The sequence below is a fragment of the Flavobacterium algoris genome (assembly GCF_048158525.1).
Taxonomy (GTDB): domain Bacteria; phylum Bacteroidota; class Bacteroidia; order Flavobacteriales; family Flavobacteriaceae; genus Flavobacterium; species Flavobacterium algoris.
On record NZ_JBLNKT010000022.1, the window covers coordinates 1 to 20,085 of the forward strand.

Consider the following 20,085-nt stretch of genomic DNA (forward strand, 5'->3'; position numbering starts at 1 on the left):
TAATTAAAATGAGAACCTATAAAACAAAAAACAGTAGTAAACCGGAGCTTACTACTGTTTAAAAATTGTACTTTTATTTTTTATTAATCCTGTATCGTTTTTTCAGGACTAGACATTTGTTATATCATAGGCGTTTTTAGTTATGAGTTGATGTTGCTGCTAAATAACCTGTATCTCAACCATAAAGCCACATGCACATCGTTGCTATAAAAAGTATAATTATTCCTATTTGTATTTGCCTGTAGTATTTCATGGTTTTTTTTTTTAGTTAAGGCTTAGGGGTTATGAGTTGATGTTGCGGCTAAATTACCTGCACCTTTTATTAACAAATTCAAATTAAATTAACTAGGTGTTTTTATTCAAAGGACCTTTCGGTGCAGGTGTTTTTTAGTTATGGGTTTTAGGTCATGGGTTATGGGTTTTACCGCGAATTCGCGAATTATTTATTTGGTTTGGGTGATCTGTTGTCTGTTATTCGTTTAAAGTTGGCATAGAAATTCCCGACCGGTTAAGAAAAGGGTGTTTTCCTAACTAGGATTTTGTGGTTTAGTGATTGAAACCACTGCTAAGGTTTAGTTTAGGCTGTTTTAGGGATGTGTTTTTATTTTACTCATAGGCATGCGGGTTTTAGCGTGTTAAACTGCTGCGAGACTATGAAAAATGAAGAAGCGGTGCTAAGAATGAAGTTGAGTAATGCCAAAATATTGGGCCAAAAAAAATGGCATGGAACTCAGCTTACTGCCCTTGAGGTACTGGTATACCGTGCAACAATAAGTGAGCCCACGCCATGGGACGTGAGCATCTTACTTATCATCTAGTTGCAAAAATTACCAGTTTTCAAGAGCTAGATTCTAAGCGAATGCTTCAATATTTTATTTGAAGGATCGCAAAAATACAATTCATTTCTGAATAGGAAACAAATATAGAAATATTTTTTAAATACTGGCATATATCCCAATAATATTTTTACTAATAAAATGGAAATTGCTTGAAAACATATTGAAATGGAATTAAATGCAGATTTACAAAAATATATAGGAAGAAGAATTTCTGAAATAAGATTAAAGAATAACCAAACTCAACAGGACATTGAATTTTTGACGGGTATTGATTCTGCAGAGGTAAGTAAGTATGAAAGTGGTAAACGAAATTTAACGCTAAAAACTTTAATGAAGTTTGCTAGAGCTTTACAAGTTCATCCTAAAGAGTTGTTTGATTTTGAATTTGATATTAAAAAATACCGAGTTGATGAGTAAACAAAAAATAAGAATTTGAAAGATGCCTAGGCATCTTTTTCTGTTTTATAGGGGTATGGAATACTTGTCAATTACTGAGTATATAAATAAGTGAGGGACAAGCTGTCAAAAATAACTAAAACTATAATCAAATACTATTTAAAATCAATCGCTTATAAGTATTTAATATGAACTATCCGTGTGTTTATATATAAAACATATTATATTTGCACCAACACGTCCACCCCGCTTCCTTGTAATTAATAGCGCGCTCAGGGTGGATTTTCTATTTTATATTGATGGCAAAAGTTCCTTATACTAAACCAGCCCTTTCATATACAGACCAACTACAAAGACTTAAAGACAGAAATCTTACAATAGAAAATGATTCTAAAGCAATACATCTTTTAGAAAAGATAAGTTATTATAGATTAAGTGGGTATTGGTATCCAATGCTGAAAATACCTAAATCAAATCATATTTTTAAAGAAAACTCAAATTTAAAAAATGCTTTTAAACTTTATTGTTTTGATAGAGAACTTAGAAAACTAATATCAGGAGAGCTTGAAAAAATTGAAGTTGCTGTAAGAGCTAGGATGATTTATACGTTGTCGCATACTCATGGACCATTTTGGTTTGATGATTCCACACTTTTTCAAAATAATTGGACTTTTAACAAGACTAATGCACGTTTTACAAAAGATTTTAGCGATAGTGATGAAGAATTTATCAAAAACTTTAAATTAAATTATTCTGAAAATTTACCACCAAGTTGGATGATGTTGGAGATTACATCTTTCGGTAGCCTTTCAATTGTTTTTAAAAATCTTAAACCGAGCAGAGAAAAAAGATTTATTGCTAATTCTTTTGGCGTAAACGAAACCACATTCCAATCTTGGCTCCATAGTATGGTTTATATTCGTAATGTTTGTGCTCATCATGGAAGACTTTGGAATAGAAACATGAGTATTACACCTTCTATCCCTACATCGCCTATAAACCCATTTTTAAATATTACGACTCTTCCTAACCATGATGTTACTCAACCTCCAATTGATTTAAACAATAGGACGTACTACATTTTATCAATGATTATTTATTTACTAAATACGATAAATCCAAATCATACTTTCAAAGAAAAATTATTTGACTTATTGAAAAAATACCCAACGATTGATGTAAAAGCTATGGGATTTCCTGAAGGTTGGGAAAATGAAAATATATGGAAATGGAAAAATATTGTTATATCACAAAAATGGTATAATATTTTATCTAAAAAAATTAGAAAAAAGTTTAATAAACTTCATTTTTAGCTAAAAAAGTAGTCGCTAACAGCTATGCTTCGTTGTGCACGTAGCAGAAACAATGAAAAACTCAGGTTGCACAACCTCTGAAAAAATCCGAATCGGCAGAAAACGTATAAAAAAACAACCTCGTTTAAGTCATTTGAGGGAGGTTTGTTTTTAAATTACTGGATTTATAGACTGGAATAAGAATATATGAGAAAGGTGCTAAGATAGCATCTTTTTCTGTTTTACAGCGATACGGAATACTTATCAATTCGGGATTAAAGCTTATCAAAAAAGGATTATTTGATTTCATTCTAAAACAAAAAATCTTATAGCTTCTCTATTTGAGGTATGGAATGGTATGAAATAATAATATTGATAATAATTATTCCCGTGGGAGCTTATATGCGAGGTAAGATATATGAGTTTAGGAAAAATTATCATTATAATGGTAGTTGGAGAACTAGACGGAAGAAATGAAAAAGATGCTTGGTTGGACTTACTCCCAAAAGTTGGACGGTTAACCTAATCCTTCATTTATGAATTACAGTCAATTTGCCGACAAAACAAGATTATTGTTTGTACATTTGCGACGATGAAAGGATACATTAAAATAGTACTTCTAATTCTGATATCGTGTTGCTATGTCAACACCGTATTTGAATTTTCGGATACCGAGGAGAAGGCTAATTTCGAAAATGAAAGTCATACTTATATCCAAAAATTTGATAATGAGTCATTTTCAAATAGTATAACACAAAGTATTCCGCATTGCGACATTAATTGTAACACGCCAATTCAATTCCATTTAAATGGAATTCTACCTGCATCTAAATGCAATTCATTCTACAAAAGCTCTTTCTTTCCAAAACGGGATAAGCTTTTTATTCTATATTCTTCTTACTTGATTTGATGATTTTCTGATTTGACTTTTTTAGGCAATTGCTACGCAGTTGCCAGTTTCACTATTTCAGAACAATTCTATTTAAATCCAAAATGAAAAAAATAATATTCATTCTTTTGCTATTTCCATTTTTAGTAACTGCCCAAAACACTTTTAAAGCCATCATCAAAGATGAAAAAACAAAAGAGGCTCTTGACAGCGTTTCTGTATTTCTAAACGGAACTCAAAACGGGTCAACTTCTGGCGAAAAAGGTTTTGTAGTCCTTGAAAACATTCCCAACGGTAAACAAACCATTGTTTTCAGTTCTTTTGGTTATCGAAAAATTGAAAGAAACATTTTATTCCCTCAAAATGAAACTATTGTAATATTTCTAGAACCAACATCGGAAGAATTAGAAGAGGTTAAAGTTGTTTCAACAAGAAGTAGCCGAACAATAAAAAACACTCCGACTCGAATCGAAGCTATTGCAGCGGGCGAATTAGAAGAAAAATCCTCGATGCAACCGGGAAATATCAAAATGTTGCTTACCGAAAGCACAGGAATTCAAACACAACAAACTTCCCAAGTTTCAGGAAGTGCAAGTATTCGCATTCAAGGATTAGACGGGAAATATACGCAACTTTTACAGGACGGATTTCCTTTGTACTCTGGTTTTGCAAGTGGTTTGAGTATCTTGCAAATTCCACCTTTGAATTTAAAACGTGTGGAAGTTATCAAAGGTTCCACATCGACGCTTTATGGCGGCGGAGCCATTGCGGGATTGATAAACCTGATTACAAAAGAACCAACCGACACAAGAGAAATTTCGTTTTTAGCGAATGTAAATCAAACACAAGCATTGGATTTAAGTGGTTTTTATGCTGAAAGATATAGGAAATCAGGACTTACAATGTATGTTGCAAGCAATTCTCAAAATGCTTATGATGCAAATAATGATGGCTTTTCAGATATTCCAAAATTTGACAGATATACCATAAGTCCAAAATTTTTCTATTATCCAAATGAAAAAACGACTTTTAGTTTTGGTGCAAACGCAGGATTTGAAAAACGAATTGGTGGAGATATGCAAGTGATAGACAACAAAGCAGATGCTACGCATACGTTTTTTGAGCGAAACAATAGTAATCGATATTCGACACAAGCAAAGTTTGAAAAAACATTTGACAATAAAAATATATTGACAATTAAAAATAGCGTTGGGTATTTTAATCGAAAAATTGAGAAGCAAGCTTATAATTTTGAGGGGCAACAAGTAGCCACTTTTACAGAAGCCAATTATTTAATCCCTAACGAAAAATCAGAATGGAATTTGGGAGCGAATTTAGTTTCGGATAATTTCAAACAAATTAATTTAATCGATGACAAATTAGATTATTACAATGCTGCCTTTGGTGTTTTTGCTCAAAACAATCTGAACATAACCGAAAAATTTATTTTGGAAAGCGGTTTACGTTTAGACATTACAAACAGAAGCAATGTTTTTGTTTTGCCTCGTTTGTCATTATTGTATAAAATCAACGAAAAATTATCTTCAAGATTTGGCGGTGGTTTAGGATACAAATCACCAACCATTTTCTCGGAAGAAACCGAAGAAAAAGCGTTTCAAAATATAAATTCACTTGATTTTTCAAAAGTTAATCCTGAAAAATCGTATGGATTAAATGCTGATGTCAATTATAAAACTATCATTTTTGACGAAGTAAGTTTTGCCATTAATCAAATGTTTTTTTACACCATTATCAAAAATCCGTTGGTTCTTAATCCAGTTCCTCTGACAGTAAATTATGCCTTTGAAAATGCCAACGGAAATATAGAAACCAAAGGTTTTGAAACAAACGTAAAACTCCGTTTTGATGATGTTTCCTGTTACATTGGTTACACTTACATTGATGCACAAAGAAATTTTGATAATAATTCTACAGTAAATCCATTAACGGCAAAACATAGGATAAACGCAAACGTAATGTATGAATGGGAAGAAAAATTGCGAATCGCTTACGAGGTTTTTTATGTTGGAAATCAGTATTTGACAAGTAATGAAAAAGTTAGAGATTATTGGGTTATGGGAGTTTCGGGAGAATACAAATTCAAGTATTTTAGCTTATTCTTGAACCTTGAAAACTTTTTGGACAGCCGACAATCGAAATGGGAGAATATGTATTCGGGAACAATTCAAAATCCACAATTTAGAGAAGTTTATACACCAACAGACGGATTTATATTGAACGGTGGAATAAAAATTAGGTTATAAACATTGTGAATGTAAGCACTACACAACAGTGGCAGCCGTTGCCAACTTCTCTAAAAATCTAAATCGACACTAAATAACATAAAAAACAACCTCGCTTAAGTCATTTTTAAGCGAGATTTCTTTTTATAAAAAAAAAATATTAAACATTGTGGTTGTGCTAGTTGTAATTGTTTGGCTTCTCAAGGTGTTTGGACCTTTAAGTAGCTTGATGGATGTACATGTATAAAAAATACATGTCGCATTATTCAAATATCAGTTCTGAAATCGAACGGTCTTTAAAACAATAATCCTTAAAACTAACAATCATGAATCTAAAAAAGATCGTTTGGAGTTTTCCAACTCGCTCAGATTTAATCCCAAAAAAAAAGCGCAAAGTTTATCACCTTGCGCAGCTTATAAGGAAGTATATTTTTTGGAAAGTATACCTTTGCACAGCTCAGGTAGTATTCTTCAGCAAATATAATTATAAAAGGTAGTTCCTTTAATTAAGGACGAATTAAAAATCGTACTGTTGTTTTATCATTAGCTTGATTATAAATATCAACTATTAGATAGGTGTTAGCAGTAACACCTGTAATCAAATACGCAAAATCATAGTCGGTTTTATTTTTTGCTGTTGTATCATCCGTTAAAAATGGAGTACTTGATCCCTCTTTTGTAATTATAACCTTAGAAAGCGCAATCTCAGATTGGATATGGCCGCTCACTGTATATTCGCCTTGTGAATTAGCTTTACCCTCGGTTTGATTAAAAGTTATTGTTGGAAGTGCAGCATCATCCTTTGAGCATGAATTCAAAAATAATCCGCTCGCTAAAACGAATATTATAGTAATAAAAAAATATCTCATTCTCATAATTATTTGTATTTAAATTGTTATAAATTAAGTGGCAAGGTAACTTTCTTTTCTTAAGCAATTTGTTAAAGTCTTAAAAACAACTATACAAAACGAAAATGCTTTTGAAATATACAGACAAATTTACTATCAATTGTCTCGGACTCGCTCATAAGAAAGATAAAGAAATTGGAAAAAAGTAAATATTATAAAGTGTTTCTAAACACTCTCTCGACTATTTAAAGCATTATCATAAAGAAGCGAGGAACTTCTTTGCAGCAGAATTAATCATGTTAAAAGAGGTCACGGTAGAATGGCTTTATTTAGAAGACTAGTGAGACACTACCGAATAGAAGTAAAAAGAGATTACCTTTTAAAGATAGCTTCTTTTTTAATAAATCCGTTTTAATTTAATTAGTCCTTGTCATCTAAGTCTGTTTCATTTTCAAGCAGATTTTGGGCTCCCTCTCTTCTATCATTTTTTATCAGGAATTAGTCTCTTTCATGCTCATCCCCATGTTTACTTCCATGCCCCTCATCATTGTCATAATCATCATTGTCATATTCTCTTCGATTATTATTATAACTTATTGATCTTTGCGGTCTGCCATGATAACCTCTGTAATATCTCATTCTATCATTATCAAAATTTCTATAAGGTCTTGAACCATGATAATCATTCAAAACCACTTTATATCCATTGTATAGGTCATAATTTCTATACTCTCTAGGCAAATATCTTGATCGTATCCATCTTCCTCCATCAAAATAAATAAATTGAGTAGCTCTTATATCATAATAAGCTTCAACATCTGGCAAATAATAATAGTCTGCCTCCTCATATCCTACAGGACCCCAAGATGGCGGTGAACCTATGTTTAGACTTACTGAAATTTGTGCATGAATTGAGTTGGATGCAAAAAGGATTATTCCTGCAGCGATTAATTTTAATGTTCTCATTTTTGAATATTTAATTTAATGATTTTATATTAACTCTTGATATAAATACTTTTTTTGCAAATCCAACAACTGTGCCAGTATAAATTAGTTAACATTTAATTAAGATTTTGCTTTAAAAAAAAAGAGAAGCTACTTCGGCTTCTCTTTTTTTTTAATTTTAATTAGTCTTTGTCATCCAAGTCTGTTTCTTGCTCAAGTAGCGATTTTATTTGCTCCCCTAAATCATGGTGTGCATCATCATTATCAGTACTGATTTCTATAACTCCATCACCATCGGTATCCTGAAGTAGATTTTGATTGGCTAATGTTGTTAACTTTGCCATTAGAGCGTCCAGTTGTATTTTAATATTAAGAGTTACATCATTACTATTAACTGTAAAATCTTTAGTTGGATCTGCAAAATCCATTTTAAGTTCAGTATCCTCGCTACTCCAAATAATAAAGTTTTTACCATTTATAGTACCTTTAATTAAAAAAGTTTTACCTTCCATTTCGCCAGGCTGAATACTTTTTTCAAACTTAAACTTAATTTCCTCATATTTCGCATTTGGAACAGTTACAGAAGTGATAAATTGAGACAAAGTTTTGTTAGGATCAAGGAGATCTAATAAAAAAGGGCCTACAAGTTTAATGTCCTCATGTATAGAATCCTCGTTATGCCTAACATCTTCTTCATCAGTTTCTAATTTAATATTTCCAATGTTAATCTTAAAGTCGGTGATAGTTACGGAAGATGCCACACGAGCTGTAGTGGAAGTCATGCCTGTTGCAGACACAGCAGATGCTTTCAATGTAACATTTCCATTAACCGAAGGGTTATCTGTACAAGAACTTGCCATTATGACCAGTAAAGCTAAAATTGATAGTTTTTTCATTTTATATAGTATTTAAGGGGTTAAGTAATTAAGAATTAATATTTTTAGCAACCTATTTTATATATGAATTTATAAAACTTGGTTTCTTAAAATTTAAAGTAATTAATAGGGTTTATATTTAGTTTTTAGTAAAATACAGATAATCCGTTTCTCCACTGCTACTGCTTTCCTTTTTCAGTCTAACGCTGGTAGTAGTATATTCCGTAATTTTCCAATCGTCTTTTAATTCATCTAATTTACTGTCATCAAATTTCAACTGCAATTTATCTTGGTCACTATTTACAAAAGTTAACCAAGTTCCACCAATATTATTCGTTCCTTTTACAGCCAAAACAGCCCCATTAGAATTGAAAGTAAAATTATAACCATTGTAATTTGAAGTTTCGTCAATTTTGTTAAAAAAGTAAGAAACATGCCATGTCCCATCCTTCAAAATCGAGGTTAAATCCAGATTTCCTCCTACACCTGAATTATTATCACAATCTTTAATACTAGTTTCAATATTATTTTCGAAATCTGAGTTGTTTGTAATTACAACATTTTGACCATTAAAGTTTGTAATAGAAACTGGATAGTTGATAGAAATAAACACATTACTTTCTATGTTTTCTAAAAAGTTATATAAGTCTTTATCGTTTTGAAAAATAACAGTACTTGCAATTTGATTATTTGCATTGTAAATATTAATTTTTATTGGGTAATTTATATGTATACAGTCAATTTCATCAAACCCATCCTCTTTATGACAATTATTACTAACGTCATTTAATTGATCTGAATTTGCAATGAGTTGCGTAGTGAAATTTTGATACTGAATTGTTATTGGATAAACAAAATTTACTATATCATCATCATTTGTAAAGGCATCTAATGCAGCTTGAACTTTTATATAATCATTTTGGTTAGATACGGTAATATGCGTTCCATTTACAATAACAATAACTGGCAACTGAACATTAAAACAACTGGAATTGTCCAAAATATTATCCTTAGAAGTAGGGTTTTGTGATACCCTAGAAATCAAATCCGTAAGAGGAGAGATGGCCGTTAAGTTTTGAGTAGTATCTTGAATAACCAATGTTTCCTCATTTTGACAAGAAATAAATACTATTGCCGTAAAGCTCATTAATAAATATTTAATCGTTTTCATATATAGCTAATATTTGTTTTTTAACGGAATCTGGAATTGGTGACTTTTTATATTGTTTTTGTTTGTGTCATCGAACCCCGTTTCGTATACCCCCTTCAGTATTTGTATTGAGTTTTTATTATGCTCATGTCATATAAAAAAATTAGAGGTTTAATAATAAAACAGTTTACATCAACATTACCCTACCAAAATTTAAAAATAAATATATCTTTGTAAAGTAAAAAATTACGAAATAAATGACAATAAATTCATTATCAGAAACTTGTGATAAAATTATTTTTTCAACCTTTTTTAAAAGTCATGCAAAGTCACTTCGCAATTTTCTTTTTTATAAGTATGGAAATAAAGACCAAGCAGATGATTTAACCCAAGAAGCTTTTATTAAACTCTGGCAAAACTGTGCTGCGGTTCCCATTGAAAAAGCAAAATCTTATATCTATATAATTGCCAATAATAACTCTCTTAACGAAATTGCACATCAAAAAGTAGTTTTGGAATATGAAAAGAATTTTACCAGTCTTAATAAAACAAATGAAACTCCGGAATTTATACTCGAAGAAAAGCAATTCAAAAGCAAGCTCTTAAAATCAATTGAAAATTTGAATGAAACACAACGAGTTGCATTTTTGATGCATCGAATTGATGGTAAAAAATATAGCGAAATTGCAGAAGAATTAAATATAAGTATTAAAGCAGTTGAAAAGCGAATACATTTGGCTTTAGTAGAACTAAGAAAAGAAATTGATAGTATAAAGTAGGGTAAATTTGTTTTTACTTGTTTTAAATATAATAAGATTAATACAATGGAAGAGAATTACATTTTAGCAAAATGGTTAAACAACGATTTGACAGAAGCCGAATTAGCTGAATTTAAAGCTAATCCGGATTATGAAAAATATGAAAAAATTAAAAATTATACTGCTCATTTAGAAGTGCCCAATTTTAATGAAACGAAAGTTTTAGAACATGTTATAAGTCATAAAAAAACAATACCTAAAGTTATTCTTCTATATAAAAATTGGTTATTTAAAGTGGCTGCCGTTTTAGTTATCGGGTTAGGAATTACATTTATGGTAGAAAACTTTGCCTCACAAACCCAATATGCACCTAATGGCAAAAGTGCTTCTTTTTTGTTGCCCGATAATTCCGAAGTAGTTTTGAATGCTGGTTCAGAAATTGAATATAAAAAATGGAATTGGGATAACAACAGAAACCTTGAGTTACATGGTGAAGCTTATTTTAAAGTAGCAAAAGGCAAAAAATTTGAAGTTGCAACTGATCTTGGAAAGGTTGCTGTTCTTGGAACTCAATTTAATGTAAAAGCAAGAAAAAGTCGTTTTGATGTAACTTGTTTTGAAGGAAGGGTAAAAGTAAATTACAAAGAAAAAGAGGTGATTTTAACCCACGGGCAAAGTGTTACTTTTGAAAATGGAAAGCAGATAAATACAACCGTTAATACTTCTAAACCAGAATGGCTAGAAAATACAATTGCTTTTAATAAAGAAAATTTGCGTAATATATTAGATGAAATTCAAAGGCAGTACAACGTTTCTATTGAAGTGAAAGCAAAATATTCGGGTGAATTATTTACTGGTAAAATTCCTATTGACAATCTTGATATTGCTCTTCAAATTATTGCGAAAACCTATCATTTAGAATCGAATAAAATTGCTCCAAACAAAATAATTTTTGAAGGAAAATAAATGTTTTTTATTAAACGTATTTATGTCTTATTTTTTTGCTTTGTTTTTGCCTTGAGTATAACAGCTCAAGACAGAAGCAAAGCAATTGCATTAAAAGATATTCTACAATCAATAGAAAAACAACATCATATTTATTTTAATTACATTGATAATGAAATAGTTGTTTTTAAAATTGTACCTCCAAAAAAATCGTTGTCCCTGAACAAGAAGATTGATTATCTTCAAAAAAAAACCAATCTATTCTTTGAAAATATAGACAATAAATCCATTACTATTTTCAGCAATAATGCATTAGACACAAAAAATATTTGTGGATATGTATTTTCGAAAGAAGATAATTCTCCATTGGAAAATGTGAATATTAAGTTTGAAAATGGTGTTGGTACTTCAACCAATAAAAAAGGATATTTTGAACTAAAAAAAGAAAATTCAACTGATTTATTAGTTAGTTGTATTGGATTTACCACTAAAAAAATTGCTGTATCTGATCTACAAAATAAAAATTTCCTAAAAATTTATATTGAAGTTGAAGTTTCTAAGCTAAATAATATAATAACTAATCATTTTTTAACCTCTGGAATCTCAAAAAAAGAGGGTGGAACATTTGAAATAAAGCCCAAAAATATTGGAATGTTACCCGGTTTAATTGAATCTGATGTTTTACAAACCATGTTGCAAATCCCCGGTATTTATAGCACTGATGAAAGCATTTCAAGTATTAATGTGAGAGGCGGTACCCATGATCAAAATTTATTTTTATGGAATGGAATAAAAATTTACCAAACTGGACATTTTTTTGGATTAATTTCAGCGTTCAATCCTAATTTAGCCCATACTATCTCTATAACTAAAAACGGAAGTTCTGCTTTTTTTGGAGAAGGTGTATCGAGTGTTATTGATATTTCCTCTAACCCCAATAAATTCGAAAAAAACAGTTTTAGTGCAGGAATAAATATGATTAATGCTGATATTTATTCAAAGTTTAATATCACTAAAAAAGGTTTCTTGGAAATTGCTGCAAGAAGATCCATAACCGATTTAGTAAAAACGCCTACCTATAAAGAATATTATAATAAAGCTTTTCAAAACACAAGTATTACTAATTTTTCCAATAATCAAAATATCGATTATTCAAGTGACGAGAAATTTAATTTTTACGATATTACTGCTAAATATTCTCAAAAAATTGGACGAAAAGACCATCTTATTTTAGATTTTATAACTATAAATGATCAACTTAAAGTTTTTCAGACAACCAGAATTAATACTATAATTCAATCGGAAAATAATATTTTATATCAAAAAAATTACGGAGGCAATCTTTCGTGGAAACGAAACTGGAATGCAAAAAACAGTAGTAATTTCAATGTTTACACTTCGTCCTATGAACTTAATGCCGAAAAAAACAAAATACTGGATAATCAAACTGTAAGACAGGAAAATAAAGTGTTAGACAATGGTTTTAAGTTTGAGAATAGTCATACAATCACTTCAAAATTTACTTTTAATAACGGATATCAATTAAACGAAATTGGCACTATAAATTTAGATGAAGTAAATAGTCCAATATTTTACAGAAGAATTAAAGAAGTTCTGCGAACTCATGCGCTCATAGTTGAAGGAAAATATAACGATACCTTATCCAAAATATATTTTAATACAGGATTGCGGTTAAACTATATAGAACAATTTAAAAAACTCCTTTTTGAACCAAGATTACAGTTTAATTATGCTATCACAAAACATTTTAATTTAGAAGTATTAGGTGAATTCAAAAGTCAAAACTGTTATCAGGTTATCGATCTGCAGAAAGATTATTTTGGAATAGAAAAAAGACGGTGGATATTGGCAAACAACACTACTATTCCTATTCAAAAAAGTAAACAAGCATCGATTAGTTTGTTTTATATCCAAAACAATTGGTTATTTACTTTAGAAAATTTTTATAAAAAGGTAACAGGAATTAATAGCTCAAGCCAAGGATTTCAAAACCAATTAGAATTTTTAAAAATTAATGGTGATTATGAAGTTTTAGGAATTGAAATACTGGTTCAAAAGAAAATAAATCATTTTATTACTTGGTTGAGTTATACTTATAATAATAACAATTATCACTTTCCAAATTTAGATCAGCCAGTATTCCCAAACAACTTTAAATTAGATCAAATTATCTCTTGGGCTGGAATCTATGAAAGAAAAAATGTAAAAATAGCATTGGGTTCAAAATGGTATTCTGGAAAACCCAAGACAACTCCTATGAGTTCAGCAATAAATTATAGTAATTCCTCAAATCCAAAAATTGATTATAATATCCCAAATAATAAAGTACTGGATGATTTTTTTCAAGTTAATTTTTCGACAACATACAAATGGAAAAGCTTGAATGAAATTCAATATAAACTAGGTTTTTCTGTATTGAATATATTTAATCGGAAAAATGAAATTAATGAATATTATAGAATAAATGCGATTACAAATTCTATTGAAGATGTAAAAACTTTTTCACTTCGACGAACTCCAAATTTAAGTTTTAGAATAACTTATTAACCTACATTCTTTCCGAAATATTAATCCCTAACAAATTGAAAGAAGGCGCCATTGTTAAACTTGGATTACTAGGAACTAACTTATGCATTCCATGAATTAGTTCTATCCGAGACATTTCTATCCTGTTTAAAATTGCCCAATTTGGATTTTAATAATTCCATATCCTCACTCACTTTTTTGTCCAATATTTTAGCATAATGCTGGGTGGTCTGAATATTTTTATGACCAAGCATTTTGCTTACAGTTTCAATAGGAACACCATTTGTAAGCGTTACAGATGTTGCGAAAGTGTGTCGAGCCATATGGAAAGTGATTTCTTTTGAAATATCACATAAATCTCCAACTTCTTTGAGATAAGCATTCATTTTTTGGTTAGTTAAAATGGGTAAGACACTATCTTCATTTAAACACTTTGGATGATTGGCGTATTTTTGAATGATTTCTTGGGCAATTGGCAGCACTGGAATTTTTGACTTGGTATCTGTTTTCTGGCGATTTTTAAAAATCCATTTTTCGCCATCGATGCCTATTGCTATGTGGTCTTTCTTTAATCCTTTTACATCAATATAAGCCAATCCAGTATAGCAGGAAAATATAAAAATGTCTTTCACTAAAGTTAATCGTTCTGATGAAAACCGTTTGTTGTAAATCCTGTTTAGTTCTTCTTCAGTAAGAAAATCTCGTTCGACTTCTTTCATTTTTCCTTCGTATCGGCTACAAGGATTTTTATCTAACCAATCATTATCTAAACAGATTTTAATTATTTTTCTAAAATTCCTAACATATTTTACAGCAGTATTATTATTGCATTTTTTAACGCTTCGCAAATAGAATTCAAATTCAGTTACAAAGGCATAATCAATTTTATTAATGCTTATGTCTGCAATATTATACTTCCACAAAATGAATTCTTGCAGGTGTTTCAAAGATATTTTGAAGCGTTCCAGTGTTCCATAAGCATAACCATTCCCTATAAGTTCCTCTATTTTGTCATTGTGATTTTGAAAAATAGGTATTAGCATTCTTTCTCGTTGATGGGTTCCTAATATTCTGGATTTGAAATTCTCCAGGGATAAATCTTCATTTTTATGAAGTAACTCCATTTGAATATCAAAAACTTTAGATTTCATCAAATCAAGATAGTTATTTAATGTTCTAGCTCCTTCTGATGCACCTTTCATTTTAGATAGTTCTGGTGACCATTTACTTTTTTCAATGAATTTTTTGGAACTGAATTCAAAACGCTGCCCGTCAACTGTTAACCGAATATAAATTGGTAATTGTCCAGCTGCATTAGCTTTTGTAGTTTTTGCATAAATGTGCAAGGTAATTTTTGCTTTCATAGTGGTGACCTTTTAATTAGTATTCAATTTAATTTTCTAAATGACAGCAAACAAGATGTACATATTCTGAACAAGTAATAAACTGGTTGTTAGTACGACTGTTTGCAAGACTTAAGATAATTTAGCGAGACCCTAATTTTTGAAATTTGCAGGGTCTCGATTTTGTCCCTTAAGAATTAAGATTGAATGAATAATTTGAAGTATGCCCAAAAGCAAAAAGCCGATAAATCCTAAGATTTATCGGCTTTTGAAACCATTTGTTATTAAACTTGTGGGCGATGAGGGGTTCGAACCCCCGACCCCCTCGGTGTAAACGAGGTGCTCTGAACCTGCTGAGCTAATCGCCCCAGTACAATTTAGTAATTTTCATTTCCTTATTGCGAGTGCAAATATACACCTAGAAATCGTATTTACAAGCGAAATATTAAAAAAATAAAATAAAAAACAATAATAATTCTCTTTCACACTCTCTAATAGCACTTTAAATACAGGATGAAACCAGACTGTTTTTTTTGTATTGACTCGTTATAGTCTTACATTTGTGACAATAAATTATAAATAATGGCAAGGTTTAAAGAAAATGATTTACCAAAATCAAAAATTACCGCAAGTTCACTCCAAAAAGCAACCGTAATATTCCAATATGCAGGAAACCATCGTTGGAAATTTTATGTAGGTTTAGTTTTTTTACTGCTAACAGGTGCAACCGCACTGGCTTTTCCTAAATTAATGGGAATGCTTATCGATTGTGTAAAAAACAAGGACAATTCTCAAGCCAATTTTATAGCCTTGGGATTAGTTGTTATTTTATTTTTTCAATCTATTTTCTCCTTTTTTAGATTGTCTTTATTTGTCAATTTTACGGAACATACGTTAGCCAATCTTAGATTGGCATTGTATAGCAATCTGGTAAAGTTGCCCATGTCATTCTTTTCACAAAAGCGTGTGGGCGAATTGAACAGTAGAATCAGCTCTGATATAACCCAAATACAAGATACCTTAACTTCCACTATAGCCGAATTCCTAAGACAATTCATTTTAATTATTGGCGGTATTCTTTTATTGGCGAATGAAAGTATCAAATTAACGTTGTTGATGTTGTCCGTTGTTCCGCTTGTGGCTGTTGCTGCGGTTATTTTTGGACGATTTATCAGAAAATATTCGAAAAACGTTCAAGATAAAGTTGCCGAAAGTCAGGTTATTGTTGAAGAAACCATGCAAGGAATTACTATTGTTAAGGCTTTCGCCAATGAATGGTATGAGATTGCCCGTTATAATGGAAAAATAAAAGAAGTCGTTAAAATAGCCATCAAAGGAGGGAAATATAGAGGATACTTCGCTTCATTCATTATTTTTTGTCTTTTCGGAGCTATTGTTGCCGTAGTTTGGTTTGGCGTTCGTTTAAGCATTAGCGGAGAAATGAGCGTAGGACAATTAATTTCATTTGTATTGTACTCTACATTTGTAGGTGCTTCATTTGGAGGGATTGCGGAGCTTTATGCACAAATCCAAAAAGCAATTGGTGCAACCGAACGTGTTTTTGAATTATTGGATGAAACTCCTGAAAAAATCAATTCAATTCAAAATGCATCGGCATCGGCTGCACATAAAATAAAAGGGAATGTCACTTTCAAAAATGTAGCGTTCAGTTATCATTCGAGAAAAGAAATCAAAGTATTGAAAGATGTTAGTTTCACCGCTAATTATGGTCAAAAAATAGCGATTGTTGGTCCAAGTGGAACTGGAAAATCGACTATTGCTTCTTTATTGTTGCGTTTTTATAATATTGATAGCGGAGAAATATTGGTTGACGGGAAAAATATTTACGAATATGATTTAGAAAATCTTCGAGGAAATATGAGTATTGTCCCGCAAGATGTGATTTTATTTGGTGGAACCATCAAAGAAAATATCGCTTACGGAAAACCGGATGCTACTGAGGAAGAAATTCTTCTGGCTGCAAAACAAGCCAATGCTTTAAATTTTATAGAAAGTTTTCCGGAAAAGTTTGAAACTATTGTAGGGGAAAGAGGAATTAAACTTTCTGGCGGGCAAAGACAACGTATTGCCATTGCGAGAGCATTGCTAAAAAATCCAAGTATTCTAATTCTCGATGAAGCCACCTCTTCATTAGACAGCGAAAGTGAAAAACTAGTTCAGGAAGCTTTAGAAATCTTGATGGAAGGAAGAACTAGTATCATTATTGCGCACCGTCTTTCTACTATTCGCAGCGCAGATCAAATTTTAGTTCTTGATAATGGAAAAATTACAGAACAAGGAACGCATCAGGAACTGATTGCTTTAGAAAATGGAATGTATAAAAACTTAAGCAATCTGCAGTTTAGCAATTCTTAAATTTCATTAATCATTTGACATAAAAAAACTCCATTCAATAAGCTGAATGGAGTTTTTTATGAATTTAACTGAATACTAGAAAGTGAACACTGATTTCTACTTCCCTTTTCTTCTGTTGCGTTCCGCTTTTATCATTGATAATTCCCGACTCGTTTGCCCAGCAACTGAAGTGTTTTCTTCGGCACGACGAATCAAGTACGGCATCACATCTTTAACTGGACCAAAAGGGAGGTATTTAGCAACATTATAGCCATTAGCGGCTAAATTGTAACTGATATTATCGCTCATTCCGTACAGTTGACCAAACCAGATTCTGTCATCGTTTGATTTAATTCCTTTCTCTTGCATTAATTCCATTAACATATAAGTACTTTCCTCATTATGGGTTCCTGCAAAAATAGACATCGAATCTAAATGATCAATCATATAGCGTACTGCAGCATCATAATTTTCATCTGTAGCCTCTTTTGAAGCGCATATTGGTGACGGGTAGCCTTTCTCTTCAGCACGCGCAATTTCTTTTTCCATATAGGCACCACGAACCAATTTCATTCCTATAAAGAAGCCTTCTTTCTTTGCCTGTTCATGTAATTTTTTCAAATAATCCAAACGATCCCAACGATACATTTGCAACGTATTGAAAACAATTGGCTTTTCTTTATTGTATTTGCGCATCATTTCGGTAACTAAATCATCAGCTGCATCTTGCATCCAACTTTCTTCACCATCAATAAGAAGTGCTACATTCTTAGAATGGGCATCTTTACAAACCAAATCAAAACGCTCCACTACTCTATTCCATTCCGCTTTTTCTTCGGTCGTTAAGGTTTGCTTTTCTCCTAATTTTTCATACAATTCAAAGCGTCCAAATCCCGTTGGTTTAAAAACTGCAAAAGGAATTGCTTTACGCTCTTTGGCAAATTCGATCGTTTTTAAAGTCATTTCCAATGCAGCATCAAACTGATCTTCTTCCTCTTTACCTTCTACAGAATAATCCAATACAGAGGAAACTCCTTTAGTAAACATTTTATCTACTACAGAAAGGCAATCAACCTCATTTACTCCGCCACAAAAATGGTCAAAAACGGTGGCGCGAATTAAACCTTCAACCGGAAGATTTGCTTTCAGTGCAAAATTAGTAACCGCTGTTCCAATTCGAACTAAAGGCTGATTATCAATCATTTTAAAAAGAAAATAAGCTCTATCGAGTTCGGTATCGCTTTTTAATGCAAACGCAACTTGTGTATTATTGAATATTTTTTCCATTATTTGTGATATTTTTGTACAAATATAGATAGAGTTTTGAATATTATTCCCCAAAAATTACCTTATTTTGCCCTTTCAATTAATCAATAAAGATGCAATCAATTCAAGCCAACAGTTACCCTATACATTTCAACGAAAAAGGATATGAAGCATTAAACCTTCATTTAAAAGAAAACAAGTATTCTAACCTATTTATTATTGTAGACAACAATACAAATGAGTTTTGTTTACCAAAATTTCTACCCTTTTTAGAAACTGATCTTACTATTGAAATTATTGAGTTTGAAGCTGGAGAACACAATAAAAATATAGAAACTTGTGTCCAAATTTGGAATGTATTAACTGAACTTGGTGCTGATAGAAAAAGCCTAGTACTTAATTTAGGTGGCGGTGTCGTTACTGATTTAGGTGGTTTTGTGGCATCAACATTCAAGAGAGGAGTCAATTTTATTCATATCCCTACTACTTTATTATCCATGGTTGATGCTTCTGTTGGTGGAAAAAATGGTGTTGATTTAGGAAATTTAAAAAACCAAATTGGTGTTATCAATGTCCCCAAAATGGTTCTTATTGATACACAATATCTTAATACATCCCCACAAAACGAAATGCGTTCCGGTCTTGCCGAAATGCTGAAACACGGCTTGATATATGACAAAGAATATTGGGAACAATTTCTAGATTTGAAAGCTATCGATTTTGCTGATTTTGACGAATTAATATATCGTTCTGTCGAAATAAAAAATGAAATTGTAAAACAAGATCCAACTGAGAAAAACATTCGAAAAGCATTAAATTTTGGTCATACTTTAGGACATGCCATTGAAAGCTATTTTCTGGAGAATGAAAACAAGACAACTTTATTACACGGAGAAGCAATTGCTGTTGGAATGATATTGGAAAGTTACATTTCATGGAATAAAAACTTGATCAATCAAGAGGAATATATTCAAATAAAATCGAGTATTAAGAGTATATACGACGACATTGTTTTTGAAGAAAATGATATCGAACCTATTTTAGAATTACTTATTCACGACAAAAAAAATGAGTACGGTAACATCCAGTTTGCATTAATTGAAGGTATCGGGAAAATAAAAATCAATCAATCAGTTGAAAATGAATTAATTCTTAAAGCGTTTCTGGATTATAAATCTTAATTATTTTTTTATAAAAAGGATTGCATTACCTATATAATATTTTTTACATTTGCTGCGATGAAAAAAAGTCAAAACAAGAGAAATTATAGTTCTAAGAAAAACCGAAACAATATGTCTTTTTTAAGAATATTGAAACGTTTTTATTCTATCAAAGGGAACTTTAGTTTTGATGTTTTTCAATATTTGAAATCAGACCACGAAAAGCTTCAAATA

General features: G+C 31.1%; 14 protein-coding genes and 1 tRNA gene. 8 read left to right on the plus strand and 7 right to left on the minus strand.

The features are described 5' to 3' along the window. Nucleotides 1–1,004: 1,004 nt before the first annotated feature. From ACM55I_RS11550 to ACM55I_RS11560, 3 genes are all read left to right on the plus strand, one after another. Entirely contained in the window at nucleotides 1,005–1,256 is a 252-nt protein-coding gene (locus tag ACM55I_RS11550; RefSeq protein ID WP_131993911.1) for a helix-turn-helix domain-containing protein, read from the plus strand. Between the two features lie 278 nt (nucleotides 1,257–1,534). Continuing rightward, nucleotides 1,535–2,548, plus strand: coding sequence for an Abi family protein (locus tag ACM55I_RS11555; RefSeq protein WP_416846957.1), 1,014 nt, complete (start codon nucleotides 1,535–1,537; stop codon nucleotides 2,546–2,548). A 972-nt stretch (nucleotides 2,549–3,520) separates the two neighbouring features. Next, complete coding sequence (locus ACM55I_RS11560) at nucleotides 3,521–5,680, plus strand: TonB-dependent receptor (RefSeq protein WP_416846958.1); 2,160 nt, start codon at nucleotides 3,521–3,523, stop codon at nucleotides 5,678–5,680. Between the two features lie 485 nt (nucleotides 5,681–6,165). Here ACM55I_RS11560 and ACM55I_RS11565 read toward each other — a convergent pair whose 3' ends face one another. From ACM55I_RS11565 to ACM55I_RS11580, 4 genes are all read right to left on the minus strand, one after another. Next, nucleotides 6,166–6,534 (minus strand): hypothetical protein, encoded by a 369-nt coding sequence (locus ACM55I_RS11565; protein WP_416846959.1) that lies wholly within the window; start codon nucleotides 6,532–6,534, stop codon nucleotides 6,166–6,168. Between the two features lie 471 nt (nucleotides 6,535–7,005). Then, nucleotides 7,006–7,473, minus strand: coding sequence for a hypothetical protein (locus ACM55I_RS11570; protein WP_416846960.1), 468 nt, complete (start codon nucleotides 7,471–7,473; stop codon nucleotides 7,006–7,008). Between the two features lie 161 nt (nucleotides 7,474–7,634). After that, entirely contained in the window at nucleotides 7,635–8,348 is a 714-nt protein-coding gene (locus tag ACM55I_RS11575) for a hypothetical protein (protein WP_416846961.1), read from the minus strand. Nucleotides 8,349–8,466: 118 nt separating this feature from the next. Continuing rightward, entirely contained in the window at nucleotides 8,467–9,498 is a 1,032-nt protein-coding gene (locus ACM55I_RS11580) for a hypothetical protein (protein ID WP_416846962.1), read from the minus strand. A 236-nt stretch (nucleotides 9,499–9,734) separates the two neighbouring features. On the opposite strand from ACM55I_RS11580, the gene ACM55I_RS11585 reads away from it, so the two are divergent. Genes ACM55I_RS11585 through ACM55I_RS11595 form a run of 3 tightly spaced genes read left to right on the plus strand, consistent with a single transcriptional unit; the run spans nucleotide 9,735 to nucleotide 13,748 of the window. After that, complete coding sequence (locus ACM55I_RS11585; protein ID WP_416846963.1) at nucleotides 9,735–10,256, plus strand: RNA polymerase sigma factor; 522 nt, start codon at nucleotides 9,735–9,737, stop codon at nucleotides 10,254–10,256. A 45-nt stretch (nucleotides 10,257–10,301) separates the two neighbouring features. Continuing rightward, entirely contained in the window at nucleotides 10,302–11,201 is a 900-nt protein-coding gene (locus ACM55I_RS11590; protein ID WP_416846964.1) for a FecR family protein, read from the plus strand. After that, nucleotides 11,202–13,748, plus strand: coding sequence for a TonB-dependent receptor (locus ACM55I_RS11595; protein ID WP_416846965.1), 2,547 nt, complete (start codon nucleotides 11,202–11,204; stop codon nucleotides 13,746–13,748). A gap of 80 nt (nucleotides 13,749–13,828) precedes the next feature. On the opposite strand, the gene ACM55I_RS11600 is transcribed toward ACM55I_RS11595, so the two are convergent. Together ACM55I_RS11600 and ACM55I_RS11605 are read right to left on the minus strand one after the other, a co-directional pair. Next, entirely contained in the window at nucleotides 13,829–15,091 is a 1,263-nt protein-coding gene (locus ACM55I_RS11600) for a site-specific integrase (protein ID WP_416846966.1), read from the minus strand. Nucleotides 15,092–15,363: 272 nt separating this feature from the next. Continuing rightward, nucleotides 15,364–15,438: transfer RNA gene (locus ACM55I_RS11605), tRNA-Val, on the minus strand. A 214-nt stretch (nucleotides 15,439–15,652) separates the two neighbouring features. Between ACM55I_RS11605 and ACM55I_RS11610 the strand changes: the two genes are divergently transcribed. Beyond that, entirely contained in the window at nucleotides 15,653–17,446 is a 1,794-nt protein-coding gene (locus ACM55I_RS11610) for an ABC transporter ATP-binding protein (protein ID WP_416846967.1), read from the plus strand. Nucleotides 17,447–17,542: 96 nt separating this feature from the next. Here ACM55I_RS11610 and ACM55I_RS11615 read toward each other — a convergent pair whose 3' ends face one another. After that, on the minus strand, nucleotides 17,543–18,712 hold the full coding sequence (locus ACM55I_RS11615; RefSeq protein ID WP_416846968.1) for a proline dehydrogenase family protein: 1,170 nt from the start codon (nucleotides 18,710–18,712) through the stop codon (nucleotides 17,543–17,545). 92 nt (nucleotides 18,713–18,804) lie between these two features. Between ACM55I_RS11615 and aroB the strand changes: the two genes are divergently transcribed. Further along, nucleotides 18,805–19,872 (plus strand): 3-dehydroquinate synthase, encoded by a 1,068-nt coding sequence (gene aroB, locus ACM55I_RS11620; protein WP_416846970.1) that lies wholly within the window; start codon nucleotides 18,805–18,807, stop codon nucleotides 19,870–19,872. The last annotated feature ends 213 nt before the right edge of the window (nucleotides 19,873–20,085 follow it).

Excerpts from the sequence above, each read along its gene's own strand:
- ACM55I_RS11550 (WP_131993911.1), top strand. The coding sequence starts at position 1,005 with ATGGAATTAAATGCAGATTTACAAAAATATATAGGAAGAAGAATTTCT.
- ACM55I_RS11555 (WP_416846957.1), top strand. The coding sequence starts at position 1,535 with ATGGCAAAAGTTCCTTATACTAAACCAGCCCTTTCATATACAGACCAA.
- ACM55I_RS11560 (WP_416846958.1), top strand. The coding sequence starts at position 3,521 with ATGAAAAAAATAATATTCATTCTTTTGCTATTTCCATTTTTAGTAACT.
- ACM55I_RS11565 (WP_416846959.1), bottom strand. The coding sequence starts at position 6,534 with ATGAGAATGAGATATTTTTTTATTACTATAATATTCGTTTTAGCGAGC.
- ACM55I_RS11570 (WP_416846960.1), bottom strand. The coding sequence starts at position 7,473 with ATGAGAACATTAAAATTAATCGCTGCAGGAATAATCCTTTTTGCATCC.
- ACM55I_RS11575 (WP_416846961.1), bottom strand. The coding sequence starts at position 8,348 with ATGAAAAAACTATCAATTTTAGCTTTACTGGTCATAATGGCAAGTTCT.
- ACM55I_RS11580 (WP_416846962.1), bottom strand. The coding sequence starts at position 9,498 with ATGAAAACGATTAAATATTTATTAATGAGCTTTACGGCAATAGTATTT.
- ACM55I_RS11585 (WP_416846963.1), top strand. The coding sequence starts at position 9,735 with ATGACAATAAATTCATTATCAGAAACTTGTGATAAAATTATTTTTTCA.
- ACM55I_RS11590 (WP_416846964.1), top strand. The coding sequence starts at position 10,302 with ATGGAAGAGAATTACATTTTAGCAAAATGGTTAAACAACGATTTGACA.
- ACM55I_RS11595 (WP_416846965.1), top strand. The coding sequence starts at position 11,202 with ATGTTTTTTATTAAACGTATTTATGTCTTATTTTTTTGCTTTGTTTTT.
- ACM55I_RS11600 (WP_416846966.1), bottom strand. The coding sequence starts at position 15,091 with ATGAAAGCAAAAATTACCTTGCACATTTATGCAAAAACTACAAAAGCT.
- ACM55I_RS11610 (WP_416846967.1), top strand. The coding sequence starts at position 15,653 with ATGGCAAGGTTTAAAGAAAATGATTTACCAAAATCAAAAATTACCGCA.
- ACM55I_RS11615 (WP_416846968.1), bottom strand. The coding sequence starts at position 18,712 with ATGGAAAAAATATTCAATAATACACAAGTTGCGTTTGCATTAAAAAGC.
- aroB (WP_416846970.1), top strand. The coding sequence starts at position 18,805 with ATGCAATCAATTCAAGCCAACAGTTACCCTATACATTTCAACGAAAAA.